Origin of the sequence: Nocardia sp. NBC_00403, assembly GCF_036046055.1 — a bacterium.
In the GTDB taxonomy this organism is placed as follows: Bacteria; Actinomycetota; Actinomycetes; order Mycobacteriales; family Mycobacteriaceae; genus Nocardia.
The window spans coordinates 1,895,039-1,919,238 of the sequence record NZ_CP107939.1; the positions used below are offsets into that span (position 1 = coordinate 1,895,039).

Below are 24,200 nucleotides of genomic sequence, written 5' to 3' on the forward strand. Positions count from 1 at the left end.
TAGCGGGCATGGTCGGCGATATGCGGCGGATGTGGCGGTTGCTCGCGTTGTCGCCCTGGCGGATCGCGGTGGCGATCGGGTGGGGCACTGCGGCGTTGGGCAGTGGACTCGGGTTGGCGGCGTTGGCGGCGTGGTTGATCGCGCGGGCCTGGGAGATGCCGCCGGTGCTCGATCTGAGCGTTGCGGTGGTCTCGGTGCGGGCGCTGGGAATTTCGCGTGGGCTCTGCCGGTACCTGGAACGTCTTGCTACACATGATGTCGCGTTGCGCGCGATGACCACGGCGCGGTCGACCGTCTACCGGGCGCTGGCCCGCTCCGACGTCTGGATGCGACGGGCCCTGCCCGAGGAGGCCGGTCCAGATTGCGCGGTTTCCGGAGAGTCCGGGGGCGCTGTTGGTCAGCCCGACACCGATCTCGGGCGTGGGGCTGCGGCGGTGGGAAGGTTCGGTGGGTCGGGGCGCGGCGCTGCCGTGGCCGCGTCGGGTTCCAGCGGCGCCGCGCAGTTGCGTCGCGGGGATCTCCTGGTTCGAATCGGTGGCGATATCGACGATCTGGGCGCGGTGGTCGTGCGCGTCTTCGTGCCGATCGTGGTGGCGATCCTCGTGTCGGCAGCCGCGATCGGGCTGCTGGCGACTATTTCGGTGGCAGCGGCCGTGATTCTGGCTGCGGCGCTGGCCGTTTCGGGGATCGTCGCGCCTGTGTTGTCGGCATTGGCCGCACACGAAGCAGAGACGGCCGTGCGGGCCGATCGCGCCGAGTTCACCGCGCAGGCGGTCACCGTGCTGGACCACGCGGCCGAGCTGCGCGTTGCCGGCCGTCTGGCTGCGGCGCTGGCGGCCGCGAACAGTGCGGGGCAGCGTGCAGTGGCAGCGGAGGATTCGGCGGCGTCACGCAGCGCGTGGGCCGCCGCAGCGACACCGCTCTCGATCGGCGCGAGCGCGCTCGGCGCGCTGCTGGTCGGAATCGCGATCTACGGGCCGAACGGCGGCGGTTCCGGTGCGATGACGCCGATGGCACTCACCATCCTTGTGCTGCTGCCACTCTCGGCCTTCGAGGCGGTGGGCACGCTGCCCGCCGCCGCGCAGGCGCTGACCACCGCTCGTGGCGCTCTGCACCGGCTCTTGCCGGCCGAGGGCGGGAACCCTGCTACCCAAGAGCTCCCAGCGCGTTGGCCGGCGGGACGCACCGCTGACACGAGCGACGAGGACCGAGGGCGGCGCAGCTCTTCGCGAGAATTTTTGGTGGACGGCCGACCCGCCGGCCCGGGTGGCTCGGACCGAAAACGGCACGGATCATCCCCGGACCTGTTGCTGGACAACATGCCCGACCGCCCCGCCGGACGCAGGATCGCCGTTGTCGGCCCGAGTGGTGCGGGCAAGACGACGCTGCTCATGTTCTGGGCCGGGCTCTTCGATACCCCGCACCCCGGTGTCACCTTCTTCGCCGAAGACGCCCACCTGTTCGGCACCTCGGTCCTGGAGAACCTGCGCGTCGCGCGTGGCGACGTCACCGAGGCCGACGCCGAACAGGCCTTGCGCGCGGTCGGTCTCGGCGACTGGCTGGACGCCCTCCATGACGGCCTGCACACCGATCTGGTCGGCGGCGCCGCCGCCGTCTCCGGTGGCCAACGCCGGCGCATCCTGCTCGCTCGCGCCCTGATCGCGCCTGCTCGAGTCCTGTTGCTCGACGAGCCGACCGAACACCTGGAAGCCGAAGCGGGCGCCCAACTGTTGCGCGATCTGCTCGATGCCGACAGCGGCCTGATCGAACCCGATCGAATTGTGGTCGTCGTCACACATCAACTCCCGCCGGACCACCGCGCCGACGCGATCGTGCGGGTCTCCGCATCAGGCCAGGTCAGCGCCATATTCTCGGCATCGGAACCCGCGGTTTCCGCCCACCGATAAATTCCGTTGCCGACTCGCGGACACCTCGCTAAATTCGTCCTTACACAAGGAAGGAGGTGGTTCGAGAAATGTATTTTTCCAGGACACGTGAGGTGGCTGCGCGCTAGCGCCACCGCTACAGGATTCCCGCGCGAGCGCTAGCGAATCCAACGCAGTCACCCGGCCCCCGAGCTCCCGGTCCAGTCCGACCGGGCCTTGTGTGAGTTGCATCCACAAGGAAAGGCTCGGGGGCCGTTCCCTTTATGCCGAAGATCGGCCCGCTGGCGGATTACTGGCGGATCGAGTGTCGAGATGCGGATGCTGTCGTCGATGCCTGAGAACTCGATCCGGCTACCAACGGCTACGGCTTTCCCATCGACATCGACCAGGCCGAAATCGACCGCCGCGGTTGAGAATCAGCCGTAGGTGCTGAAGCTGGGGTGGCAGCCATGACCGCTGTCCCTCGATGGCGGATCAGATTCGGGCGCAGGACGGGTCGCGGCCGCGACACGGGCAGGCTCCTCGCGACGGACGGCTGGAACGATACAGTTCATCGGTCGGTTCTATGAAGGGGTATCCGGGTTGGCATCGGAGAGTCTTGCTGCGGCGATCGGTCGGCGCATCACGGCGGTCAGGCGCGTGTTCTATGTGCACGGTGAGGATGTCGACCGTTCGGAGGGGCCGATCGAGTTGACGTTCGACGAAGGCACCGTGCTGCTCTTCGATGCCGGCAGTGATGGTGAGGAGCTGCGTGTTGTTCCGGCGGCGTGGCACGACCCGTTCGCCGGTGTGTCCGAGCCCGAGTACATCGAGTACGTGGCGGAGTCCGGGAAGTACACGGCTTTCGATGTCGGTTCGGAATATCCGTACTCGCAGCTGGTCGGAAGCCGGGTCGCCGCGGTCTCCGAGTCGCGCCTGCACGACGAACGACTGCGCGGCGCGGTTCTGGAGGTGAGCGGTTTCACCTTGGCGGTGGAAACGGTCGCCGACGAACTTCTGGTGACCTGTGATCCTCGCCGGTGATCGGTATCTGCACACCGACCCTGATGAGACTCCTGCTCCAGTGACGACGCACGTGCGATGACCACAGGGCCGGTGTCGTGCGGTGGTTCACCAGGTACCTGCCCCAGGCAGCAGATCGCCCCGCCCTCATGGTGATTCGAGGTGCGGGGCGTGGCGTGCTGTGTGGTCGTCGACTATCCGATGTACCGCTGGAGCCGGGCGGAGAGGCGGGGTTCGAGGGGGCCATCGGCGACGACGCGTTCCTCGACGTAGGCCAGGTCGCCACCCTCGACGATGCCGTACAACCGCTTGGCGCCGCCGACGACGATGCCGGATTGGCTGCGGATCACGACGTCGGTGGCCAGTTCCCAGGAGGACTGGGTCAGCGCGGTGCCGTAGAAGAGTTCGACGATGCCGGTGCTGTGGGTGAGCAGCAGTTCGATGACCTCGTCATCACCGTCGATGCCAACGCGCCAGAAGCCGCTCTCACGCAGGTCTGGGCCGCCGTAGGAACCGTCGGACTCGATGAACCAGGAGCGTGAGTCCCAGGCCAGGTAGTCGCCGCCGTCATGGGAGACGATGATCTGCTGGCCGAAGCGGTAGTCGCCGCGCTCAGGGGAGTTGCCCTCGCCTTCACCGCGCCACACACCGACCATCGGCAGCAGCGCAAGCATCGAGGAGCTCAGATCCGGGCCGAGTCGCAGGTTCGCGGTGTCTTCCGGCAATGGCAGATCCGGGAGGACCGGAATGTTGCGCGCACCGGTTGCTCTCGCGCGTTCGACCGCATCGGCCACGGCTTGATCGCCGCTGCGGCGAGACGGCTCGGCCGGAGCGGCGCCGTTCATGTGTTCACTCGCTCGCTCGGCCGGATCGGAACCTTCGCTCGCGAGCTCGCTCATGCCTGTGTCTCGCTGGCGCTCGACTCAGGCATGCGCGAAGCGCGCTGATACACGATTCGCTCGCTGCGCTCGCTCATGACTCGGTGAACAGCCGGTAGAAAACGTACAGGCCGAACCAGCCGATAAGCACGGCCACGGCCACCAGCAGAATCTCGAAGAAGAGGACCACGTTTGGAGTCTAACGACTTGCTCGCCGCCCAGCACAACGGCCCCGGAGCTTCCCGATGGAATCTGGGAAACGCCGGGGCCGTCGACGACTTACGGTCGCTGATGGGACCTCAGCTATTACTTCGCGACGGCGACGTCGACCGGGTGGATGCCCGCGCCGTCGGGGCGGATCTCCGCAGAGCCGTTGCCGGCCGAGGAGAGTGCCCGCACGGTCCATGCGCCGGGAGCGGCGAAGAACCGGAAGTCACCGGTGCCCGAGGCGACGACCTCGGCGGTGAAATCACCGTTGCCGTCGAGCAAGCGCACGAACGCGCCGCCGACGGGCTGGCCGTCGGTGCTCAGGACACGGCCGGTGATGACCGTTTCCTTCTCCACATCGACTCCGGCCGGAATGGCCTGACCCTGGGTAGGTGCTGCGCACATGTGATCAGGCTCCCAACTCGATAGGTGCACCGACGAGGGAGCCGTATTCGGTCCAGCTCCCGTCGTAGTTCTTGACATTCTGGTGGCCGAGCAGCTCCTGCAGCACGAACCAGGTGTGCGAGGAACGCTCGCCGATGCGGCAGTAGGCGATGGTGTCCTTCTCGCCGTCCAGGCCCGCTTCCCGGTAGATCTCGGTGAGCTCGGCATCGGACTTGAAGGTGCCGTCCTCGTTCGCGGCCTTGCTCCACGGCACGTTGATGGCGCTGGGGATGTGGCCGGGGCGCTGGCTCTGCTCCTGCGGCAGGTGGGCGGGGGCCAGGATCTTGCCGGAGAACTCGTCAGGCGAACGCACGTCGACCAGGTTCTTGGCGCCGATGGCGGCGATGACCTCGTCACGGAAGGCACGGATGGTCAGGTCGGGCGCGGCAGCCTTGTACTGGGTGGCCGGGCGGCTCACAGCGTCGCGCGAGAGCGGACGGCCTTCGAGCTCCCACTTCTTGCGGCCACCGTCGAGCAGCTTGACGTTGTTGTGGCCGTAGAGCTTGAAGTACCAGTACGCGTACGCGGCGAACCAGTTGTTGTTGCCGCCGTAGAGCACAACCTCGTCGTCGTTCGCGATGCCGCGCGCCGAGAGCAGATCGGAGAACTGCTCCTGGTTCACGAAGTCGCGACGAACCTGATCCTGCAGGTCTTTCTTCCAATCGAGCCGGACGGCACCCTCGATGTGGCCGCCGTCGTAGGCGGAGGTGTCCTCGTCTACCTCGACGAAGACGACGCCGGGGGCGTTGAGGTTCTCTTCGGCCCAGTCAACGGAGACCAGGACATCGGAGCGGGCCATGTTGTTCCTTTCGGGGTGGTGACTTGCAGTGTCAGGACGAAGCCGGGGCGGGGATGGTCCGGCGGAAACGGGCGACCAGTGGATAAATCTGGCAACCCAGGCAGATTCCGAACGCCGCGTTCAGGAACGCCGCGAACAGGGCGAAGCCGGCGAACACCGCGCCGACGACGGTGGAGCCGGCCAGGAAACCCAGCAGGCTGACGGCACTGAAGACCAGGCCGAGCAATTGGGCGAACCGCAGCGGTGCCACGGGTTCGGTTTCGGTCGGCGGGCCGACGCGCGGTGCGACCAGCGCGGCGTAGATCCGACCGTAGGGGCTGCGCCGCGGGCCGGTGGCGGCGCCGATCGCGAAGACCACCGCTTGGATCGCGATGAGCACGCCGGCGGCCGCGGTGGACAGAGTGGCGGCGATCAGCACGACGACGAGGACGGTGGTGGTGACCCACGCGGCGAAGCGCGGTCCACGGACGTCGACGGAATTGAAGGGAATGGCTTGCCCGGAGGCAGTGTTACGGGTTTCGGCAGACATTGTGCGTACTCCTGCGCTGAATGACTCTGACGGCTGAAAAATTGCCAGTTCGCCGGGGGATCAAGAGATCACTCGCACGGCGGACAAAGGTCGGCGTCAGAAAATCTGAACGGACCGACCGGTCAGCGGCACAGGCAGCAACAACCACCGAGGCGACACAGATCAACTGTGCGGCGTCGGGTGAGCATCAGCTCGTGGTCGGATTGCACGAAAGGCAGTTTACCCGGTTCCGAGGGGAAATTGGACCCCGGGTTCGTCACATCGGCTATAGAGCCTATTCAGGCCCTGTTTTTACACCGTCAGCGGCTCGAGTGCGGTGTGTAGATCGGCAGTCTTCGGGACGCCGGAGATACGGAAACGCTCCCTGCCCTCCCGGTCGAAGACGAAGGTGGTCGGCAATGAGAGCACATTCAGCTCTTTGGCCAGCGCGGGTTCGGCATCGATGTCGACCTCGATGTCCAGCGGCGGGTTCGGCGCATCCGACAGACCTTCGGTCACCCCGGCGACCACCCGGCGCACCGCCACGCACGGGCCGCACCAGTCGGCGGAGAAATGCAGCACTGCGGGCCCCGCACCGCTCACTCCGGCGGCGGCGAGCAATTCGGTGCGCGCCGCCTCGGTCGGTGTGATCGTGTCGGCGGCACGCAATTTCCCGTCCCTGCGCCGTAGCGCTGTGCCGACCGCCAGTGCGGCAAGCACCATCACCACCAATATTGTGATTTCGATCATGGCCGCTGCAATCTATCCAGGTCGATCGTCACATTCTCCCCTTTGCCTTCGACAACGATCTGGCCGCCTTGTGCGGAGACCTTCGTCGGCCGCAGACCGAAGGGCAATTCCTTCGTGTCGATGGTGCGCGTGAAAAGCTCCAGCACCGCCGGTCGGTCGGCTTCGGGGACGACCGCGGTGGGGGTGAGTTCGGTGCTGGTGCCGCGGTAGAAACCGGTCGCGACGATCCGCACCTGATCACCGTCGAGCAGCAGATCCGCCTGCACGCTGACCTTGTCACCACCCAGCGGCGCGCCGGGCACGGTCGAGGCGAGCGGTGTGCCGGGCAGCGTGCCGGTGAGCACCAGTGCGCCCGCCGTCGTCATTCCGGATCCGCCCGATCCGCCCGTTCCGTCGGATTTATCCGCAGGTCGCGAATGCACTTGCAGGTCCGGGATTTTGAACAGCCTGCCCAGCTCGGTGGGCTCGAGACGCATCCTGCCCTCGACTCGTTCCACCGGGACTCGGCGCACGCTGCTGTCGACGAGATCGCCCAGCGGCAGATGCACTCCGGTCAACGTCGCCTCGGCCGAGATTTCGCCGGGGATGTCCGGGCGCACGATACGTGCGCGGATGTCGACATTCTGGAATCGACTCTCCAGCACCTGGCCGAAGAAGGGGAACCCGTAGATGGTCACCTGGGGGTCGGCGATGAGATCGGCGCCCTCACGCAGAGCGCGCGATACGCGATACTCGGAGTAAGCGGCGGCGCCGAAATCGATGACGACCACCAGTCCCGCGAGAACCAGCAGCCCGATAATCAGCTTGCGCATGGACCCAACCCTAATAGCACTGCCGGACGGAGTCCGTCGCCAGTCGCGCCGAGCAGCTCGAAGGCGAGGCGGCCGCCCAACTGGCAGCTTGTTGTGGGTATTGCCTATGCGTTGCTTACCCGGATGGCGTGGTAATCGGGGTTCACGCGCTAATCTTGCACCGATTACCTGTGATTAGCGACGTGGCTTCGGCGGTTACTGCTGTTGTCGTCGGAGCGACGAGATGGGAGGAGGGCTTTGTGGAGCTGCTCCTGTTGACCTCCGACCCCAACCCCGAGTCGGTACTGCCTTCGCTCGCGCTGCTGGCGCACAACGTGCGTCCGGCACCGACCGAGGTAGCGTCCCTGCTGGAAGCAGGCACCGCGGATGTGGCACTTGTCGACGCGCGCACCGACCTGGCCGCCGCGCGCGGCCTGTGCCGACTGCTCGGGAGCACCGGTTCGTCGGTGCCTGTCGTCGCTGTGCTCACCGAGGGTGGCCTGGTGGCTGTGAACGCCGATTGGGGCCTCGACGACATTCTGCTGCCCGGCACCGGGCCCGCCGAACTGGACGCCCGATTGCGGCTGCTGGTCGGTCGAACCGGTGGTGTGGCAAGCCCGGAGAACACCGGCAAGATCACCCTCGGTGAGTTGGTGATCGATGAGGGCACCTACACCGCTCGGCTGCGTGGGCGCCCGCTCGATCTCACCTATAAGGAATTCGAACTCCTCAAGTACCTTGCGCAGCATGCGGGCCGGGTGTTCACCCGGGCCCAGCTGCTGCAGGAGGTATGGGGATACGACTTCTTCGGTGGCACCCGCACGGTCGACGTGCACGTGCGTCGCCTGCGCGCCAAGCTCGGCAGTGAATACGAGTCGCTGATCGGCACCGTGCGTAATGTCGGCTACAAGGCGGTGCGGCCGTCCAGGTCGGCCGCCAAGGGTGAGCCGGTCCCGTTCCATGAGGATGAGACCGAGGGCACCGACGAAGCTCCGTTCGCGCCCGTGAACGGCTCCGTGCCGCAGTGACGATGCGCTGGATCGAACAAGTCGATGCCGATGCTGCGCGTTCGGTGCGTGAACTGCTCGACCGAGCGACCGTCGCCGACGGCGTCGCCCCGATCTCCGAGCAGGCCGTGTTGTCGTTGACCGCCGCCGATGACGCACGACACCTGATCGTGCATCACGACGGCCCGATCGCGGGTTACGTGAATCTGGTTCCCGCGCATGGTGAGCACCCGGCGATGGCCGAGGTCGCGGTCGATCCGGCCGCTCGTGGCCACGGCATCGGGACCCAGCTCGTCAACGCAGCGCTCGCCGCAGGCGGCACCGGCACTCGGGTCTGGGCGCATGGCAATCGGCCCCAGGCGCAGGCCGTCGCGGCCCGCCTGGATTTGGTGACCGCGCGCGAGCTGTGGCAGATGCGACGCGCTTTGGCTACACCTGAGCTACCCGAGCTGGAGGTCCCGGCGGAGATCGTGGTGCGCACCTACGCGGGTCCTGCCGACGACGCCGAACTGCTGCGGGTGAACAAGGCCGCGTTCGCTTGGCATCCGGAACAGGGCGGCTGGACCGAGCGCGATATCGAGGTCCGTAGCAACGAGCCGTGGTTCGACCCGAAGGGCCTGTTCATCGCGGCCGCTGCCGCCGATCCCGGTCGTGTGCTCGGATTCCATTGGACCAAGGTGCATTACGACGAGGACCCGGCGATCGGCGAGGTGTACGTGGTCGGCATTGATCCGGCGGCGCAGGGTCGGGGGCTCGGCCGCCTGCTCACTCTCGCCGGACTGCGTTACCTGCGCGAACGCGATCTCGCCGAGGTGCTGCTCTACACCGAGGCCGACAACGCCGCGGCCGTGCACACCTACACCCGGCTCGGATTCGCTCCCGCGCATGTCGATGTCGCCTATGCGGCCCGTGACTGAATAGAAAGCGGCCCGGTGGGGTTGCTCGAGTAACACTGGGGCAAATCTCACACCTGCCGGGCTCAATCGCGCCGGGCTGTTCACTCGGCGTTCACTCAGCTTGGTCCAACTGTCAACCGGGCGAATCTACGTTACTTATGGGCGGCGCAGCTGCCTGGTGCGCAAGTTCCTCGCGAACGGCACCACAACACCCGCCCGGGCCGGTGAGGGACCGGGCGTGTCGGACGTGATTCCCCGGAGGAATAGTGAACTTCAAGCGCAGCAGCGCCTTCGTCGGCGTGCTGGCCGTCGGAGCGATGACTCTCGCCGCCTGTGGCAGCGACGACAACTCCTCGACCAGTGACACCAGCAACGCCGCCAACACCAGCGTCGCCTGCGGCGGCAAGAAGGCCCTCAAGGCCAGCGGTTCGTCGGCGCAGAAGAACGCCATGGAGCGTTTCATCGCTGCCTACGAGGCCAACTGCGATAGCAACACCCTGAACTACACCTCGAGTGGCTCCGGCGCCGGTGTCAACGAGTTCCTCGGCGGCCAGACCGATTTCGGTGGCTCCGATTCGCCGCTGAGCGCCAAGAAGGAAGAGCCTGCCAAGGCTCAGGAGCGCTGCGGCGCCCCGGCATGGAACCTGCCGACCGTCTTCGGCCCGATCGCCGTGACCTACAACATCGACGGCGTCACCGACCTCGTGCTCGACGGCCCGACCGCGGCCAAGGTCTTCAACGGCGCGGTCACCACGTGGGATGCCCCGGAGATCAAGGCGCTGAACCCGAACGCCAAGCTCCCCTCGGACAAGATCGCCGTGATCTTCCGTAGCGACGAGTCGGGCACCACCGACAACTTCCAGCTCTACCTCGATGCGGCATCCGACGGCGCGTGGGGCAAGGGTTCGGGCAAGGTCTTCGCCGGCGGTGTCGGTGAGGGCGCGAAGGGCAACGAAGGCACCTCGGCCGCGATCAAGAGCACCAAGAACTCGATCACCTACAACGAGTGGTCGTTCGCGAAGTCGCAGAACCTGTCCATCGCGCAGATCGTCACCTCCGCGAGCAAGGACCCGGTCAAGCTGACCGTCGCGTCCGCGGGCAAGGCCATCGACAGCGTGAAGCTCAAGGGCGAGGGCAACGACCTGGTGCTCGACACCAGCTCGTTCTACAAGCCGACCGAGGCGGGCGCCTACCCGATCATCCTGCCCACCTACGAGATCGTGTGCTCGAAGTACGCCGATGCCGACACTGCCAAGGCGGTCAAGGCCTTCCTGACCTCGGCGACCACCAACGGCCAGAAGGGCCTTGACGAGAGCGGCTACATCCCGATCCCGGACAAGTTCAAGACCAAGCTGACCACCGCGATCAACGCCATCTCCTGATCGCATCGTCATGACCGTGCACCCTGAGGTGACCGCTGCGGGCTCGTCGGACTCGACGGGCCCGCGGGCGGCTGGAGATACTTCCCTTATGCCGAGTGAACCGAGCACCGAACCGGCCAAGAAGGTTCGTCCTGCCCACAGCCAGCGGGCCGAGATCATCTTTCGGTCGCTGGCCACGGCAGCCGGTGCCACCATCGTCGCCGCCATCGCGCTGATCGCGCTGTTCCTGCTGATCCGCGCGTGGCCCTCGGTCATGGCGAACGAGGCGAACTTCTTCGCCAGTACCGAGTTCGTCACCAACAACGCCGACCACCTACGCTTCGGCATCCGCGACCTGCTCATGGTCACGGTGCTGAGCTCGATGCTGGCCTTGGTGATCGCGGTGCCCGTCGGTGTGGGCATCGCGCTGTTCTTGACCCACTACTCGCCCAAGACAATGGCGCGTCCGTTCGCGATGCTGGTCGACCTGCTCGCCGCGGTGCCGTCGATCGTCTTCGGCCTGTGGGGCGTGCTCGTGCTCGCGCCCCAGCTGGAGCCGGTGGAGACGTTCCTGAACCGGAACCTCGGCTGGTTGTTCCTGTTCTCCGACGGCAACGTCACGATCTCCGGCGGCGGCACGATTTTCACCGCGGGCGTGGTGCTCGCGGTGATGATCCTGCCGATCATCACCTCGGTCTCGCGTGAGGTCTTCAATCTGACTCCCGCCGCGCACATCGAGGCCGCCCATGCGCTCGGTGCGACGAAGTGGGAGATGGTCCGGATGACGGTGCTGCCCTACGGTCGCAGCGGTGTCATCGCGGGCTCCATGCTCGGCCTCGGTCGCGCCCTCGGCGAGACGATCGCGGTGCTGCTCGTGCTGCGGACTTCCGCACAGGCCGGGCACTGGTCGCTGTTCGACGGTGGCTTCACCTTTGCCTCCAAGATCGCCTCTGCGGCTTCGGAATTCAGTTCGCCGCTGCCGACCGGCGCCTACATTGCGGCCGGCTTCGTGCTGTTCGCGCTGACCTTCGTCGTCAACGCGCTGGCACGTCTGGTGGCCGGTGGAAGGGTGAACGGATAATGACCACGACGACACTCGACAAGCCGGTCAAGGCGCCGACCTTCCGTCATGTCAGCGCGAGCCGCCGGATACGCAACAACCTTGCCACCGGTGTGGTCTGGGCTTGCTTCGCCATCGCGCTCGTGCCGCTGGTCTGGGTCCTGCTCATGGTGGTGACCAAGGGCTTCGAGGCGATCACCTCGCTGAGCTGGTGGGAGAAGTCGCAGAAGGGCGTGCTGCCCGATCAGTTCGCGGGCGGTGTCTACCACGCGATCTACGGCACCATCGTGCAGACCGCGGTGGCCGCGGTCATCGCGGTGCCGTTGGGCATCATGGCCGCGGTCTACCTGGTGGAATACGGGCGCGGCTGGCTGGCCAAGACCACCACCTTCATGGTGGACATCCTCGCGGGTGTGCCTTCGATTGTCGCGGCGCTGTTCATTTTCGCACTGTGGATCGCCACGTTCGGCTTCCCGCAGAGCGCCTTCGCGGTGTCTCTCGCGTTGGTGCTGCTGATGCTGCCGGTGGTCGTGCGCAGCACCGAGGAAATGCTGAAGCTGGTGCCCGACGAGCTACGCGAGGCGTCGTATGCTCTAGGTATTCCGAAGTGGAAGACGATCCTGCGGATCGTCGTGCCGACCGCATTGCCCGGCATGCTGAGCGGCATCCTGCTCGCCCTTGCCCGCGTGATGGGCGAGACAGCGCCGGTGCTGGTGCTCGTCGGCTACAGCAAGTCGATCAACACCGACCTCTTCGACGGCAATATGGCCTCGCTGCCGCTGCTGATCTACCAAGAGCTGTCGAACCCGGAACCCGCAGGCCGACTGCGGGTGTGGGGCGCGGCGCTGACGCTGATCCTGATCATCGCGCTGCTGTACGTGGCCGCGGCGGTCGTCAACAAGCTGCTCACGCGGAACCGATAGAAGCGAACGGATACTCAGATGGCCAAGCGGATCGACGTCAAAGACCTGAATATCTATTACGGCAAATTCCATGCGGTTGCCGATGTCAAGCTGTCGGTGCTGCCGCGCAGCGTGACTGCCTTCATCGGGCCGTCGGGTTGCGGTAAGTCCACCGTGTTGCGCTCGCTCAATCGGATGCACGAGGTCACCCCGAACGCTCGCGTCGAGGGCGCCGTGCTGCTCGACGGCGAAGACATCTACGGCTCGCAGGTCGACCCGGTGGGTGTGCGCCGCACCATCGGCATGGTGTTCCAGCGGCCGAACCCGTTCCCCACCATGTCGATTCGCGACAATGTGGTGGCCGGGCTGAAGCTGCAGGGCGTGCGCAACAAGAAGGAGCTCGACGAGGTCGCCGAGCGCTCGTTGCGTGGCGCCAACCTGTGGAACGAGGTCAAGGACCGGCTCGACAAGCCGGGCGGCGGCCTCTCCGGTGGTCAGCAGCAGCGGCTGTGCATCGCGCGTGCGATCGCGGTCTCGCCGGACGTGCTGTTGATGGACGAGCCGTGCTCGGCGCTGGACCCGATCTCCACCCTGGCGATCGAGGACCTGATCACCGAGCTGAAGAAGGAATTCACCATTGTCATCGTCACCCACAACATGCAGCAGGCCGCGCGCGTGAGTGACCAGACCGGCTTCTTCAACCTGGAGGCCCAGGGTAAGCCCGGCAGGCTGATCGAGATCGACGACACCGAGAAGATCTTCTCCAACCCGGGCCAGAAGGCGACGGAAGACTACATCTCCGGCCGCTTCGGTTAAGCATGGACAGACAAAAGGCCCGCACTCGATGTGCGGGCCTTTGTCGTGCTCGAGCGTGTTGCGCAACAACTGATTTCGTAGGTACCCGGGTACGCCCGGAACTCATCCGCGCCCTCGACCGCCGGCTCGCAATGCGAGCCGGGCGGCGGCGGGAAACCGGCGAGGCGGTTACGCTTCGGCGTCGGGGTCCGCGGGGAGGACACCGGTGACGAGGAAGATCACGCGGCGGCCGATCTCGACGGCATGGTCGGCGAAGCGCTCGTAGTAGCGGCCCAGCAGCGTCACGTCGACGGCCGCGGCGACGCCGTACTTCCAGTCGCGATCCATCAGCAACGTGAAGAGGTGACGGTGCAGGTCGTCCATCGCCTCGTCGTCCTCGTTGAGCTGCGCCGCACGCTCCGGGTCACGGGTCTCGAGTACCTCTTTGGCGCCCGCACCCATGTTCACCGCGATGCGGCCCATTTCGGCGAAGTAGCCGTTGACCGATTCCGGCAGGGCATGGTTGGGGTGGCGGCGTCGCGTGACCTTGGCGACGTGCAGCGCGAGTGCGCCCATCCGGTTCACATCGGCGACGATCTGGATGGCGCTGACCACCTGTCGCAGATCGCCCGCGACGGGCGCCTGCAGCGCAAGCAGGGCAAACGCCTTCTCTTCGGCGTCCTGGATCAGTTCCGCGATCCGGTCGTATTCGCTGATCACCGACTCGGCAAGGGCGAGGTCGGCCTGGAGCAGTGACTGAGTGGCCCGGTCCATGGCCGAACCCGCCAGGCCGGCCATCTCGCCCAGCAGGTGGGCAAGATCGGCCATTTGCTCGTTGTAGATGACACGCATGATCAGACACTAGTGCCCTGCGCTGACCTAGTCACGAACACAGGGTTAATGAGTGGTGCCAGTCGTTGCGCTGGTGTTGCCGCAGCTGAGAGCAGTGCCCTGGTTCCGGCATTGTGCGCGGCAGCCGCGGGTGCGATATCGAACCGCGGCGTGTCCGGGATCGGATTCGATGTGACCATCGCTGTTTTGCCGCACATCGGACCCGTCATGACCAGGCGACCAGTTCGTATTCGGACTATTGAAAGATTATTTTCGGCCTGCCAAACTATGGAAATCGCTCGCTCTAATTACGACAGGCTGGGATGACATCTTCAACACGGCGCCGGTTCATGCTCGGCGGTACCGTCGCGGCTTCGACGGGGCTCGCACTCGGAGCGTTGCCGCTGCGCGACTACGGCCCAGCCACCGCGGACTCGCCGCCGGCCCCACCCGGACATCCCGCACACCACCCGAATACGAGTGCGCACGGCGGCGGGGTCGACGGGCCGACGTTCCGTAAGGGCGCAGTCGTCGATCACGCCGCTAACGGGTTCGACCCGACCGAGGTCCTCCGTGATTTCGACTACGGCAAGACCTCGACGCGCCCGGACGGCCGGACCGTGCGTGAATGGGAGGTCTTCGCCAGTGACGAGGACATAGAGATAGCGCCGGGAGTGCGTTTCCCGGCGTGGACGCTGAACTCGCGGATCCCGGGCCCGACCCTGCGTTGCCGCGAGGGCGATCTGCTGCGGGTCCATTTCACCAACGGCTCGCACCACCCGCACACGCTGCATTTCCACGGCATCCACCCCGCCGAGATGGATGGCATTCCGGGTATCGGTCGCGGCGTCATCAACCCGGGCGAGAGCTTCACCTACCAGTTCGACGCGACACCGTTCGGCCTGCACTTGTTCCACTGTCATGTCGGCCCACTGGCCGAACACATCGCCCGCGGCATGTACGGGACCTTCATCGTCGATCCGCCGCAGCCCCGGCCGCAGGCCGACGAAATGGTGATGGTGATGCACGGCTACAACACGACTTTCGATGGCGAGGGCAACCAGCTCTACGCGGTCAACGGGATTCCGTTCCACTTCATGCACGAGCCGGTCCGGGTGAAGCGCAACGAACTGGTGCGCATCTACCTGGTCAACGTGCTGGAGTACGACCCCGTCAACAGCTTCCACATCCACGGGAACTTCTTCGACTACTACCCCACCGGAACCCGGTTGCAGCCAACGGAATACACCGACACCATCGTGCAGGGGCAAGGCCAGCGCGGCATCTGTGAGCTGCGCTTCCCGCACCTGGGGCGGTACATGTTCCACGCTCACAAGACCGAGTTCGCCGAACTCGGCTGGATGGGCATGTTCGAGGTGACGGAGTAATCGCGATGACCGCCACCGTGCACACCCGCAGGCCGTGGATTCTGGGACTGATCTCGGTCGCCCTCCTGGCGATCGCACTGGCCGGGTTGGCCCTGCTCGGCGGGCGCACCCTGCCCGAACGGACCGGCCCGCCCGTGGAAGAGATCGCGGTCGAGCACACCACACTCACACCCGGTGCAATCGAGCTGACGGTGCGCAATACCGGGCCCGACGCGGTGTCGATCGCCCAGATTTTCGTCAACGACGCATACATCGACTTCACCGGCCCGACCGAGCCGATCGGCCGATTGGCTTCGGCCCGGTTACGACTGGACTATCCGTGGCAGGACGGCCAGCCCTACAAGATTTCCATGCTGACCTCGACCGGTCTGGTGATCGAACACGACGTCCCCCTGGCCGTCACCACACCGGAACCCAACGCGTCGTTCTTCGGCCTGATGGCGCTGCTCGGGATCTACGTCGGCATCGTCCCCGTCGTGCTCGGCATGTTGTTTCTGCCCGTCATGCGGGTCGCGGGCAGCCGAGCCGTGCGGGTGCTGCTCGCCGTGACGGTGGGTCTGCTGGCGTTTCTGGCGTGGGAAGGCGCCAGCGAAGGCTTCGAGCTCGCGGGCCGCTCCGGTGGTGCGTTCGGCGGCACGGCCCTGGTCGTGCTCGGCGCGGGTCTTGCCTTCCTCGGACTGACCGCGGTGGATCAGTGGCTGCGCAACCGCCGCCGGGCCGCCGAGGCCGCGGGCGGTGCCGGCGTGCGGCTGGCGCTGATGATCGCCATCGGTATCGGCCTGCACAACCTCGGAGAGGGGTTGGCCACCGGATCCGCCTATGCCGTAGGCGAATTGGCGCTCGGCACCTTCCTGGTCATCGGTTTCACCATCCAGAACACCACCGAGGGCCTCGCGGTCGTGTCACCACTGACCGAGCGACGTCCACCACTGCTGACCCTGCTCGGTCTCGGACTGATCGCCGGAGCCCCCGCCATCGTGGGCGCCGTTCTCGGTGCGACAGTGAACAATGCCGAGCTGTCCGCCCTGCTGCTCGGCGTCGGCGTCGGCGCGATTATCCAGGTCATCGTGCAGATCGCCCCCAGCCTGCGTGAATCGGCCGGCCGGAGTTTCGACGCGATGGCACTCGGTGGCGTCGCGGTCGGACTGCTGGTGATGTACTCGACCGGGTTGCTGGTGGCCGCATGAACAACGGTGCCACACCGCATTCCGATCCACCGCCGTGCGCCGGGTGCACGCGGCGCGGCGTGTTGCTCGGAGCCGGCGCTGCCGCCGCTATAGTTGCCGCCGGATGTGCAAGCGGCAGTGCGTATTCCGGGCCGTTGCGGGTTTCGCTGGCCGAGATTCCGATCGGCGGCGGACGGATATTTCCACAGCAAGGTCTGGTGGTGACCCACCCGACCCCCGGTGAGGTCCGCGCCTTCTCGGCCGTCTGCCCCCACCAGGGCTGCGCCGTCGCCGAAATCGGCGACACCATCGAGTGTCCCTGTCACGGAAGCAAATTCAGCATCGCTGACGGTTCGGTGCTGCGTGGCCCGGCTCGCGAACCATTGGCCGCCCGGACTGTCGCTATTGAGGCGACCGAGATCGTCGTCAGATGACGACCGCTGTCTGGAGGTGAGTCTGCCGCGTGCTCGTTGCGTGGCGCCGAATCGTCGTCCACAACAGTGACGAGATCACCATGTCATCGACGACGGCGGGTCGGCGCGGTGCTGCGGCGGCACGGCGGGCCATCGAGTATCCCTGTGACGGAAGCAAATTCAGCATCTCTGACGGTTCGGTGCTGCGTGGCCTGGTTCGCGAGCCACTGGCCGCTCGGACTGTTGCCATCGAAGCCACCGAGATAGTCGTCCGATAGCGGGGGCCGACAATGCCCGAAGGTGCGTCTGCGCAGCGGGACAGGCTGTCTGTGCATACCATCGCAGACCACCTGCCCGAGGCACGTGCGTTCACCTCGGCTCGGGCCGCTGCTACTTGCAGGTTTCGTCGGCAGCGTTGACGTGTTCCAGGTCCGAGGGAAGTGCCACCGGCGTTGGGGACGAGGAGGTGCTGATGTTGACGTTCGAGATCGGATCGCCCACCGGTGTCGGCGGGCGGATGTTGCCCGTGTAGTCGGCGCCGATCACCACTTCGATGATGCCGCCGAGATCGCTCGACTGCTCCATCGTCGCTCCGGGTAGCGAGCTGGCCACCGTGGCCGCTTCGGCCTCGTGTCCGGCCCCGTAGCGGACCTTGGAGGCCACCTCCGAGTTGCCGAGGGAGTAGTTGGCGGTGTTGTAGATCGGGAAGCCCTGGTTGCCGAATTTGGTGGCTGCCTTGTTCGCCGCGCCTACCGTGGTCGAGCCATTGGAGACCAGCAGTGACACCGTGCTCGGATCCACGGCGATCAGCTTCGGCGGCGTGGGGGGAGCCGAAGGGATCGAACCGGGCGCGGGCGCGACCTTCTTCTCACCGGGCAGCGGTTGGTCGTCTCGGATCGCCTTGAAGATGGCCTTGATGTCGGACTCGCGCGGGATCTCGTTGCCGTAGGAGGTGGTGCCCGCGGTCGGGATGGTCAAGAAGGTCACCGCACCGGCGTCCATCTTCTGGAGGGACCGCCCGAGAGTCAGCAGATCGCTCGGTTCGACCCTGTGGACAAAGGTCGCGGCTTTGAATGCCTCGATGAAACCGTTCAATTTGCCCGGATCGAACAGCACCTTGCTGGACAGGGCACCGCGTAGCAGTGAGGCGAGGAACCGCTGCTGCCGGGCGATGCGGTCATAGTCGCTGCGCTCCTCGCCGTAGACATGCCTGGCGCGCACATAATTCAACGCGGTCTCACCGTTGATCCGCTGCTTGCCTGCTGTCTCGAGGACCGTGCCGAGAATTTCGTCCCTGACCGGCTTCGGTGCACAGACCTCGACACCGCCGACCTGATCGACCATTGCTTCGAAGCCGGCGAAGTCGATGCTGATGAAGTGATTGATGGTGCTGCCTGTCAGTCGCTGAATCGTCGAGACGAGGCATTTGGGGCCGCCGAGGGCATAGACGGCGTTGAGTTTGTCGCCGATCGCGGAGGGAAACGTTTCCTGGGTGTAATCACCCTTGTCGTTGTCCCAGCCGTTGCACTGCGGCCGGGTCACGTCGAGGTCGCGCGGGAACGACACCACGACGACGCGCGAGCGGTTCTTGGGGATATGGACCAGCATGGCGGTATCGGCGCGCGCGCCCTCGGCGTCGTCGATGGTGCCCGCTCCGAGCTTTCCGTTGACACCCGCGCGGGTATCGGTGCCGACGAGCAGGAAGTTCTCGTCGCCGAGCTGAGCGCCGGAGTCGACGACGTCTTCGGAGTTGTCGTCGATCGCTTCGACCTGGTTGAAGCCGTTGGCGGTCGCGTTTATATAGCTCCAGCCTCCGCCGGTGACCAGGACCGCGACCGCCGCGCAGATCGAAACGCTGACGCGTCCGGCGATCTGAAGCCGCTTATTGCGGCGCTGCTTGGACGCCGCGAGCCGTGACAGCGGTGGATTGCCGACCGTCTTCGGTTGTGCGGCCCGATCACCTTTATCGGATGCGGTCGTCGGCCATCCGGCACCGCGGCGTTTGGTCTTGGCGGGTTCGTTGACCGGCGGGATGATGTCGGTGACGACCTCGGGTGGTTCCTGTGCGCCGGGTGCGGACGATGCCGATCGCCTGGGGTCCTCGGCGGTGCGCCGGGCGGCGGGGCGGGTGGCGGACGGTGCGCCCGCGATGTCGTCGACGACGGGGGAGGCCACTGCGCGGCGGGCGCCGGTGACGCCTGCCGACCGCGCCGGTTCGGTCGGTCGTTGCGGCGCGCTGCCTGCGGGCCGTGCTTGCGGGGTGCCGGATTCGCGCGGGGGCGTGCTGTCGGCGGGTCGCGCGGTCTCGGGACGCCGGGCGGGCCGGCCGGTCGGCGCGGCTTCGCCCTCGGTAGCCGCCCTGCGCCTGCGGCCGCCGCGTTCGTTGTCGACCTTCTGGACGAGGTCCTGAACTGTCAGCGGTGCCGAGCCGGATTCGGCGTCGGTATGCCTGGACCGCCGGGATGACCGCGTGTCGTCACGCTCGTTGTAATCCGCCGTGGGATACCGCTCCCACGGGGCGCGATCTCCGGGCCGAGGCGAACGCCCGTGCCGATCGTCACCCACCAACGAACCTCACTTTTCGTCTACGCCGCATGGCTTATCGAGTCCGAGCCGGGTTCGCCCGGCATGACCGATTCCGCCAATGATAACGATTCCGCCACGACGAGCCAGCCCAGCGGGAAATCGAATAGGCCACACGGGTGTTTCGCGTGGTGCGTGGCCTGCTGAAATCAGCCGCCGCTGTGCATCAGATCCGCGCCCTCCGGTACCGCGGGATCCTCCGGATCGTCGAGCCAGCCGTGCGGCAACGCGACCTTGCCCGGCGAGCCCTGGCGTCCGCGCGGCCCCTCGGCGTCCCGCGGGAACGGGGCGTCCGGATCGAGCTGGCCGATCAGATCCTGCAATTCGGTCAGCCGCGACACCGTGGCGAACGACCGGCGCAGATCCGCGCCGACCGGGAAACCCATCAGATACCAGGCCATGTGCTTGCGCAGATCTCGCATGGCCTTGTCCTCGCCGAGGTGCTCGGACAGCAGCGCCGCGTGCCGGTAGAGCACCTCGCCGACGCGTCCGAGGTTCGGGGCCTCCGGGAGCGGCTCGCCGCGCAGCGCCGCCTGCAGTTCGCCGAACAGCCACGGCCTGCCGAGGCAGCCGCGGCCGACTACGACACCGTCGCAACCGGTTTCGTCCATCATCCGGACGGCGTCGGCGGCGGCGAAGATATCGCCGTTGCCGAGCACCGGGATCGTTTGTACGGCTTCCTTGAGCCTGGCGATGGCGGTCCAGTCGGCCTGGCCGGAATACCGCTGTGCGGCCGTGCGGGCGTGCAACGCGACGGCCTTGGCGCCCTCGGCCTCGGCGATGCGGCCCGCGTCGAGATAGGTCAGATGATCGTCATCGATACCGATACGGAATTTCACCGTCACCGGGACGCCCGCCGATTCGGCGCCGCTGACCATGGCCTGCACGATTCTGCTGAACAGGGCGCGCTTGTAGGGCAGTGCCGCGCCACCACCGAGCCGGGTGACCTTGGGCACCGGGCAGCCGAGGTTCAGATCGATATGGTCGGCCCACCCCTCACCGACGATGATGCGCACGGCCTCGCCGAGAGTGGCCGGGTCTACACCGTAGAGCTGCATGGAGCGCGGGTGCTCGTCCTCGTCGAAGGACATCATGTGCAGCGTCTTCTCGTTGCGTTCGACCACTGCGCGCGCGGTGATCATCTCGCAGACATAGATCGAGGTGGAGCTGCCGAACTCGCGGCACAGCTTGCGGAATGCCAAGTTCGTGATGCCCGCCATCGGCGCCAGCACCACCGGCGGATCGACCGGATACGGTCCGATCCGCAGCGTGGTCTTCGCCTCGGTAGTCATCGTCACGCCGTCCAGTGTCTCATCAGGGGCCGCCAGACCCCGAAGCTGCTGGTGCGCGACGTGCGCTGATTCACTCCCTGACCTGATGACGGACCTGCCCACCCAGCAGCCGAGTCGCCGTCGACCGAGCAGTCCCCGAGCCCGACCGAAAGGACCTACTCCCCCCGGAGTCGACGGTGGTAGATCTCCCGCACCGCGGCATCCGGCTGCGCGTAAGCGGTTGTCGCACCGGTGAATCGGGCCACTGCGAGCTGTGCACGGTAGGGCAGCAGCTGTGCCGACTTGATGATGGCGGCGAGCCTGCGTGGCACGGTCACCATCGGCTTCTCCCGCTGCACCGATGTGACGATGGCCGCGGCGACGTCTTCGGGGTCGACGGTGGTCAGCGGGGTGATCCACCTCGGCATATTCGCACCGGCGGACAGCTCGGTGCGCACGATGCCGGGCAGCACCGCGCCGACGTGCACGCCGTGCTCTTTCATCTCGAGGTGCAGCGCCGAGGTGAAGCCGACCACCGCGTGCTTGGTCGCGCAGTAGGTGGCGAGGCCGGGGAAGCCTTGGGTTCCGGCCAGGGAGGCGATGTTGATGAGGTGGCCGCTGCCGCGGTCGGTGAATCGTTTGACGGCCAGTCGGGAGCCGTGGATCACGCCGTTGAGGTTGATGTCGATGATGCGGTCGGTCATTGCCTCGTCTTCGTCGGCGAACAGGCCGGTCGGCATGATGCCGGCATTGTTGACCAGCACATCCAGCGGACCGAGCTCGCTGTCCACCGAGTCGAGGAAGGCGGCGAAGGAGGCACGGTCGGTGACGTTCAGCGGCAGTCCGACGATCTTGGCAGCGGGGTCCGCGCCCAGCTCCGCCGCGGTCTTGGCGACCAACTCGACATCGATGTCGCCGATCGCGACCGCGGCGCCCGCGGCGAGGAAGGCTGCCGCGGTGGCGCGTCCGATACCGCGCGCGCCGCCGGTGATCGCGACGACCTTGCCTGCGAGTGGGGTCGCGTCCTTCGCTGTGCTGGTCATATTCTCGGCCTTCCTGCGTGCTCGTCCCGTGGGATGTGGCCGTGCAGCGCAGCGCGCCGTTCGCGGCCGGTTGCGCTGCTCGTTCGGCGCGGATACCCCAAGTGTCGAGGTTCGCAGCCGGAATCGTCGGCGGATTCGCCATGCATAGTTCGGCCGAAGCGCGGTGCCGGCGCGCGCGGCGGTATAGCCGCAGGGTCGAGGGGCCTACGGCGCGGTTATCCGACCTCAGTAGCTCCGTACTGCGAGTAACACCTGCCGTTGGCGGTGGGAGCGTCTCGACACACCAGACTCATCCGAGAGGTCGCATGACAGCACGGATCGAAGACACCGGTACGGGCGGGGACGACGCCGCGACAGGCGCGCCGACGGCGGGACAGACAACCGCATCGCCAACCGCGGCAGCATCGGCCGCGAAGCCCGCCCGCCCGGGAACGGTGTCGATCCGGATTTCGACGGTAATCCGGGGCGCCGTCATTGCTGTGCTCGTCGTCGCGGTCTGTGTGCTGAGTGGACTGCTGTGGTCGGCTCGACACGATATAACCCAGCGAAATGATCACGCCGCGGACGACGGAAAGCCGAGCAGGTCGCCACCGAATACTCGGTCGGCGCGGCAACGGTCAACTATCAGGACATCAATGCCTGGGTCGCGAAGCTGGAGGCGAATACCGCGCCGCAGCTGGCTAACAAGTTCGAGGCGACAGGGCCCGAACTCGAACAGATTCTGGTGCCGCTGAAGTGGACCTCGATGGCCACGCCGATCACCGCAAAGGTGATGTCGGAACAGGACGGCATCTTCAAGGTGAATGTATTCGTCAACGTGAGTTCGACGAATGCGCAAAGCCCCGAGGGTGCGCAGACCTCGGTGACCTACAACGTCACGCTGGATAAGAACTCGGGCTGGAAGATCACCGATGTCGGCGGCGTCGACGGTGCACTGCCCCGATGAAATAGCTGACCATGGCAATAACGAGATAGCGGGACATAAACGCGCCGCCGCCCGGATATCCGGGCGGCGGCGCGTTTATGTCGGTGGGGATCAGCCCGCGGCAACCCCGGCCAGCTCGCGCTTCTTCGCCTCGCGGGCCAGCATGCGGTCGCGCTGCTCTTCGAACTTGACCACGTCGCCCGCCAGCTTCTCCAGGAAGATCGCGAGTCGATCGCGGACCGCCTCACCACGGGGGGTGAAGTCGGTGCGTTCGAAGATGTCCCACTTCTTGAGGACTGGCTGCACCACCTCCTCGAGGTGCTGGCGCAGGTCGTAGATGCCGTGCTTGGCCATCAGCACGCCGTTGCGACGGAAGTTGGGCATGCCTGCGCCCGGCATCTGAAAGTTCTCCAGGATCAACGTGATCGCCTCGATGGACTGATCCGGCGACAGATCCAGCGCCGCACCGCACATGTTGCGGTAGAAGATCATGTGCAGGTTCTCGTCGGCGGCGACGCGCTGCAGCATGCGGTCGGCGATCGGGTCGTCGCAGACCTTGCCGGTGTTGCGGTGGCTGACCCGGGTGGCGAGTTCCTGGAAGGTCACGTAGGCGACCGAGTGCAGGAAGCCCGCGTCGGCCTCGGTGGGCGAGGCGAAGCCGTTGGTCATGTGGATCATGCGCGCCTCTTCGAGGGCGACCGGATCGACGCCGCGCGTGACAACCAGGTAGTCGCGCATGACGATGCCGTGGCGGTTCTCCTCGGCGGTCCAGCGGCCCACCCACGTGCCCCATGCGCCGTCCTGAGAGAAGTTCTCGGCGATCTCACGGTGGTAGGAGGGCAGGTTGTCTTCGGTCAGCAGGTTGGTGATCATGGCCGCCTTGGCGACCTCGTTCAGCCGGGACTGCTCCGGGTCCCAATCCACCCCGCCGAGTGCCGCGAAATTGCGGCCTTCGTCCCACGGGACATAGTCGTGCGGATGCCATTCCTTTGCCAGGGAGAGGTGCCGGTTGACGTTTTCTTCGGCAACCGGCTCCAACTCCGTGAGCAGCTCGAGTTGAGTCAGATCCCTTGCCATGCATATGCCCTTCATGTGTGCGTGCGCTCTTGCAGGTCGTCCCCCCAAGGTAGGACCGTGCCGATGCGGCCATACCTTACGGCACCGTAAGTGTGATGCGAAACGCATCTGCCTGGCAATCGATGCCCTGGTGATACACGTCATACGCCTTCGTTGGCGCTCGGCGACCGCGTCGAGTCTATGGCTTCGGCCCGCAACGAGGGGAATATCGCTACGG

The 24,200-nt window shown here is 66.2% G+C and carries 23 protein-coding genes; 12 read left to right on the top strand and 11 right to left on the bottom strand.

All coding sequences use genetic code 11. From position 1 onward, the window contains the following. Positions 1 to 8: 8 nt before the first annotated feature. Positions 9 to 1,907, top strand: coding sequence for a thiol reductant ABC exporter subunit CydC (cydC, locus tag OHQ90_RS08310; RefSeq protein ID WP_328412707.1), 1,899 nt, complete (start codon positions 9 to 11; stop codon positions 1,905 to 1,907). Positions 1,908 to 2,468: 561 nt separating this feature from the next. Beyond that, entirely contained in the window at positions 2,469 to 2,909 is a 441-nt protein-coding gene (locus tag OHQ90_RS08315; RefSeq protein ID WP_328408808.1) for a hypothetical protein, read from the top strand. Positions 2,910 to 3,082: 173 nt separating this feature from the next. Here OHQ90_RS08315 and OHQ90_RS08320 read toward each other — a convergent pair whose 3' ends face one another. The 6 genes from OHQ90_RS08320 to OHQ90_RS08345 all read right to left on the bottom strand — a co-directional run bounded on the left by OHQ90_RS08320 (position 3,083) and on the right by OHQ90_RS08345 (position 7,286). Then, positions 3,083 to 3,787: an FABP family protein gene (locus tag OHQ90_RS08320; RefSeq protein WP_328408811.1), complete on the bottom strand. Its 705-nt coding sequence runs from the start codon at positions 3,785 to 3,787 to the stop codon at positions 3,083 to 3,085. A 285-nt stretch (positions 3,788 to 4,072) separates the two neighbouring features. Further along, positions 4,073 to 4,378 (bottom strand): DUF1416 domain-containing protein, encoded by a 306-nt coding sequence (locus tag OHQ90_RS08325; RefSeq protein WP_014981486.1) that lies wholly within the window; start codon positions 4,376 to 4,378, stop codon positions 4,073 to 4,075. 4 nt (positions 4,379 to 4,382) lie between these two features. Beyond that, positions 4,383 to 5,216: a sulfurtransferase gene (locus OHQ90_RS08330; RefSeq protein ID WP_328408814.1), complete on the bottom strand. Its 834-nt coding sequence runs from the start codon at positions 5,214 to 5,216 to the stop codon at positions 4,383 to 4,385. Between the two features lie 31 nt (positions 5,217 to 5,247). Further along, entirely contained in the window at positions 5,248 to 5,745 is a 498-nt protein-coding gene (locus OHQ90_RS08335; protein ID WP_328408816.1) for a DUF4395 domain-containing protein, read from the bottom strand. Positions 5,746 to 6,036: 291 nt separating this feature from the next. After that, positions 6,037 to 6,474, bottom strand: coding sequence for a thioredoxin family protein (locus tag OHQ90_RS08340; RefSeq protein WP_328408818.1), 438 nt, complete (start codon positions 6,472 to 6,474; stop codon positions 6,037 to 6,039). Continuing rightward, entirely contained in the window at positions 6,471 to 7,286 is an 816-nt protein-coding gene (locus OHQ90_RS08345; protein ID WP_328408820.1) for an LmeA family phospholipid-binding protein, read from the bottom strand. The genes OHQ90_RS08340 and OHQ90_RS08345 overlap by 4 nt, the downstream gene beginning before the upstream one ends. A 239-nt stretch (positions 7,287 to 7,525) precedes the next feature. Between OHQ90_RS08345 and OHQ90_RS08350 the strand changes: the two genes are divergently transcribed. The 6 genes from OHQ90_RS08350 (at position 7,526) to pstB (ending at position 13,307) form a co-directional block, all read left to right on the top strand. After that, complete coding sequence (locus tag OHQ90_RS08350) at positions 7,526 to 8,293, top strand: winged helix-turn-helix transcriptional regulator (protein ID WP_328408822.1); 768 nt, start codon at positions 7,526 to 7,528, stop codon at positions 8,291 to 8,293. A 2-nt stretch (positions 8,294 to 8,295) separates the two neighbouring features. Next, complete coding sequence (gene mshD, locus OHQ90_RS08355) at positions 8,296 to 9,189, top strand: mycothiol synthase (RefSeq protein WP_328412709.1); 894 nt, start codon at positions 8,296 to 8,298, stop codon at positions 9,187 to 9,189. 245 nt (positions 9,190 to 9,434) lie between these two features. Then, positions 9,435 to 10,550: a phosphate ABC transporter substrate-binding protein PstS gene (pstS, locus tag OHQ90_RS08360; protein ID WP_328408824.1), complete on the top strand. Its 1,116-nt coding sequence runs from the start codon at positions 9,435 to 9,437 to the stop codon at positions 10,548 to 10,550. An 88-nt stretch (positions 10,551 to 10,638) separates the two neighbouring features. After that, positions 10,639 to 11,610: a phosphate ABC transporter permease subunit PstC gene (gene pstC / locus OHQ90_RS08365; protein WP_328408826.1), complete on the top strand. Its 972-nt coding sequence runs from the start codon at positions 10,639 to 10,641 to the stop codon at positions 11,608 to 11,610. Beyond that, the gene (gene pstA / locus OHQ90_RS08370) at positions 11,610 to 12,512 is read left to right on the top strand and encodes a phosphate ABC transporter permease PstA (protein WP_328408828.1); all 903 of its coding nucleotides are present in this window, start codon (positions 11,610 to 11,612) and stop codon (positions 12,510 to 12,512) included. Before pstC ends, pstA begins: the two co-directional genes overlap by 1 nt. Positions 12,513 to 12,530: 18 nt before the next feature. Beyond that, positions 12,531 to 13,307 (top strand): phosphate ABC transporter ATP-binding protein PstB, encoded by a 777-nt coding sequence (gene pstB, locus OHQ90_RS08375; protein WP_328408829.1) that lies wholly within the window; start codon positions 12,531 to 12,533, stop codon positions 13,305 to 13,307. Positions 13,308 to 13,475: 168 nt separating this feature from the next. On the opposite strand, the gene phoU is transcribed toward pstB, so the two are convergent. Next, on the bottom strand, positions 13,476 to 14,138 hold the full coding sequence (gene phoU / locus OHQ90_RS08380; protein ID WP_328408830.1) for a phosphate signaling complex protein PhoU: 663 nt from the start codon (positions 14,136 to 14,138) through the stop codon (positions 13,476 to 13,478). Between the two features lie 302 nt (positions 14,139 to 14,440). On the opposite strand from phoU, the gene OHQ90_RS08385 reads away from it, so the two are divergent. The 3 genes from OHQ90_RS08385 to OHQ90_RS08395 are packed head-to-tail and all read left to right on the top strand — an operon-like array spanning position 14,441 to position 17,105. Beyond that, entirely contained in the window at positions 14,441 to 15,505 is a 1,065-nt protein-coding gene (locus tag OHQ90_RS08385) for a multicopper oxidase domain-containing protein (RefSeq protein ID WP_328408832.1), read from the top strand. Between the two features lie 5 nt (positions 15,506 to 15,510). Beyond that, a complete protein-coding gene (locus tag OHQ90_RS08390; protein ID WP_328408834.1) occupies positions 15,511 to 16,692 on the top strand; it encodes a ZIP family metal transporter in 1,182 nt (393 codons plus the stop codon). Next, positions 16,689 to 17,105, top strand: coding sequence for a Rieske (2Fe-2S) protein (locus OHQ90_RS08395; RefSeq protein ID WP_328408836.1), 417 nt, complete (start codon positions 16,689 to 16,691; stop codon positions 17,103 to 17,105). The genes OHQ90_RS08390 and OHQ90_RS08395 overlap by 4 nt, the downstream gene beginning before the upstream one ends. A 369-nt stretch (positions 17,106 to 17,474) precedes the next feature. On the opposite strand, the gene OHQ90_RS08400 is transcribed toward OHQ90_RS08395, so the two are convergent. The 3 genes from OHQ90_RS08400 to OHQ90_RS08410 all read right to left on the bottom strand — a co-directional run bounded on the left by OHQ90_RS08400 (position 17,475) and on the right by OHQ90_RS08410 (position 21,981). Beyond that, complete coding sequence (locus OHQ90_RS08400) at positions 17,475 to 19,649, bottom strand: LCP family protein (protein WP_328408838.1); 2,175 nt, start codon at positions 19,647 to 19,649, stop codon at positions 17,475 to 17,477. A gap of 167 nt (positions 19,650 to 19,816) precedes the next feature. Further along, positions 19,817 to 20,959, bottom strand: a complete 1,143-nt coding sequence (dusB, locus tag OHQ90_RS08405; RefSeq protein ID WP_328412710.1) for a tRNA dihydrouridine synthase DusB — start codon at positions 20,957 to 20,959, stop codon at positions 19,817 to 19,819. A 155-nt stretch (positions 20,960 to 21,114) separates the two neighbouring features. After that, a complete protein-coding gene (locus OHQ90_RS08410) occupies positions 21,115 to 21,981 on the bottom strand; it encodes an SDR family oxidoreductase (RefSeq protein WP_328408840.1) in 867 nt (288 codons plus the stop codon). 745 nt (positions 21,982 to 22,726) lie between these two features. Between OHQ90_RS08410 and OHQ90_RS08415 the strand changes: the two genes are divergently transcribed. Further along, positions 22,727 to 22,927 carry a hypothetical protein gene (locus tag OHQ90_RS08415; RefSeq protein WP_328408842.1) on the top strand — a complete coding sequence of 67 codons (201 nt, stop codon included), beginning with the start codon at positions 22,727 to 22,729 and terminating at the stop codon, positions 22,925 to 22,927. 90 nt (positions 22,928 to 23,017) lie between these two features. Here the strand turns inward: OHQ90_RS08415 and OHQ90_RS08420 are convergent, their stop codons facing one another. Then, positions 23,018 to 23,983, bottom strand: coding sequence for an acyl-ACP desaturase (locus OHQ90_RS08420; RefSeq protein ID WP_328408844.1), 966 nt, complete (start codon positions 23,981 to 23,983; stop codon positions 23,018 to 23,020). Between the last annotated feature and the right edge of the window lie 217 nt (positions 23,984 to 24,200).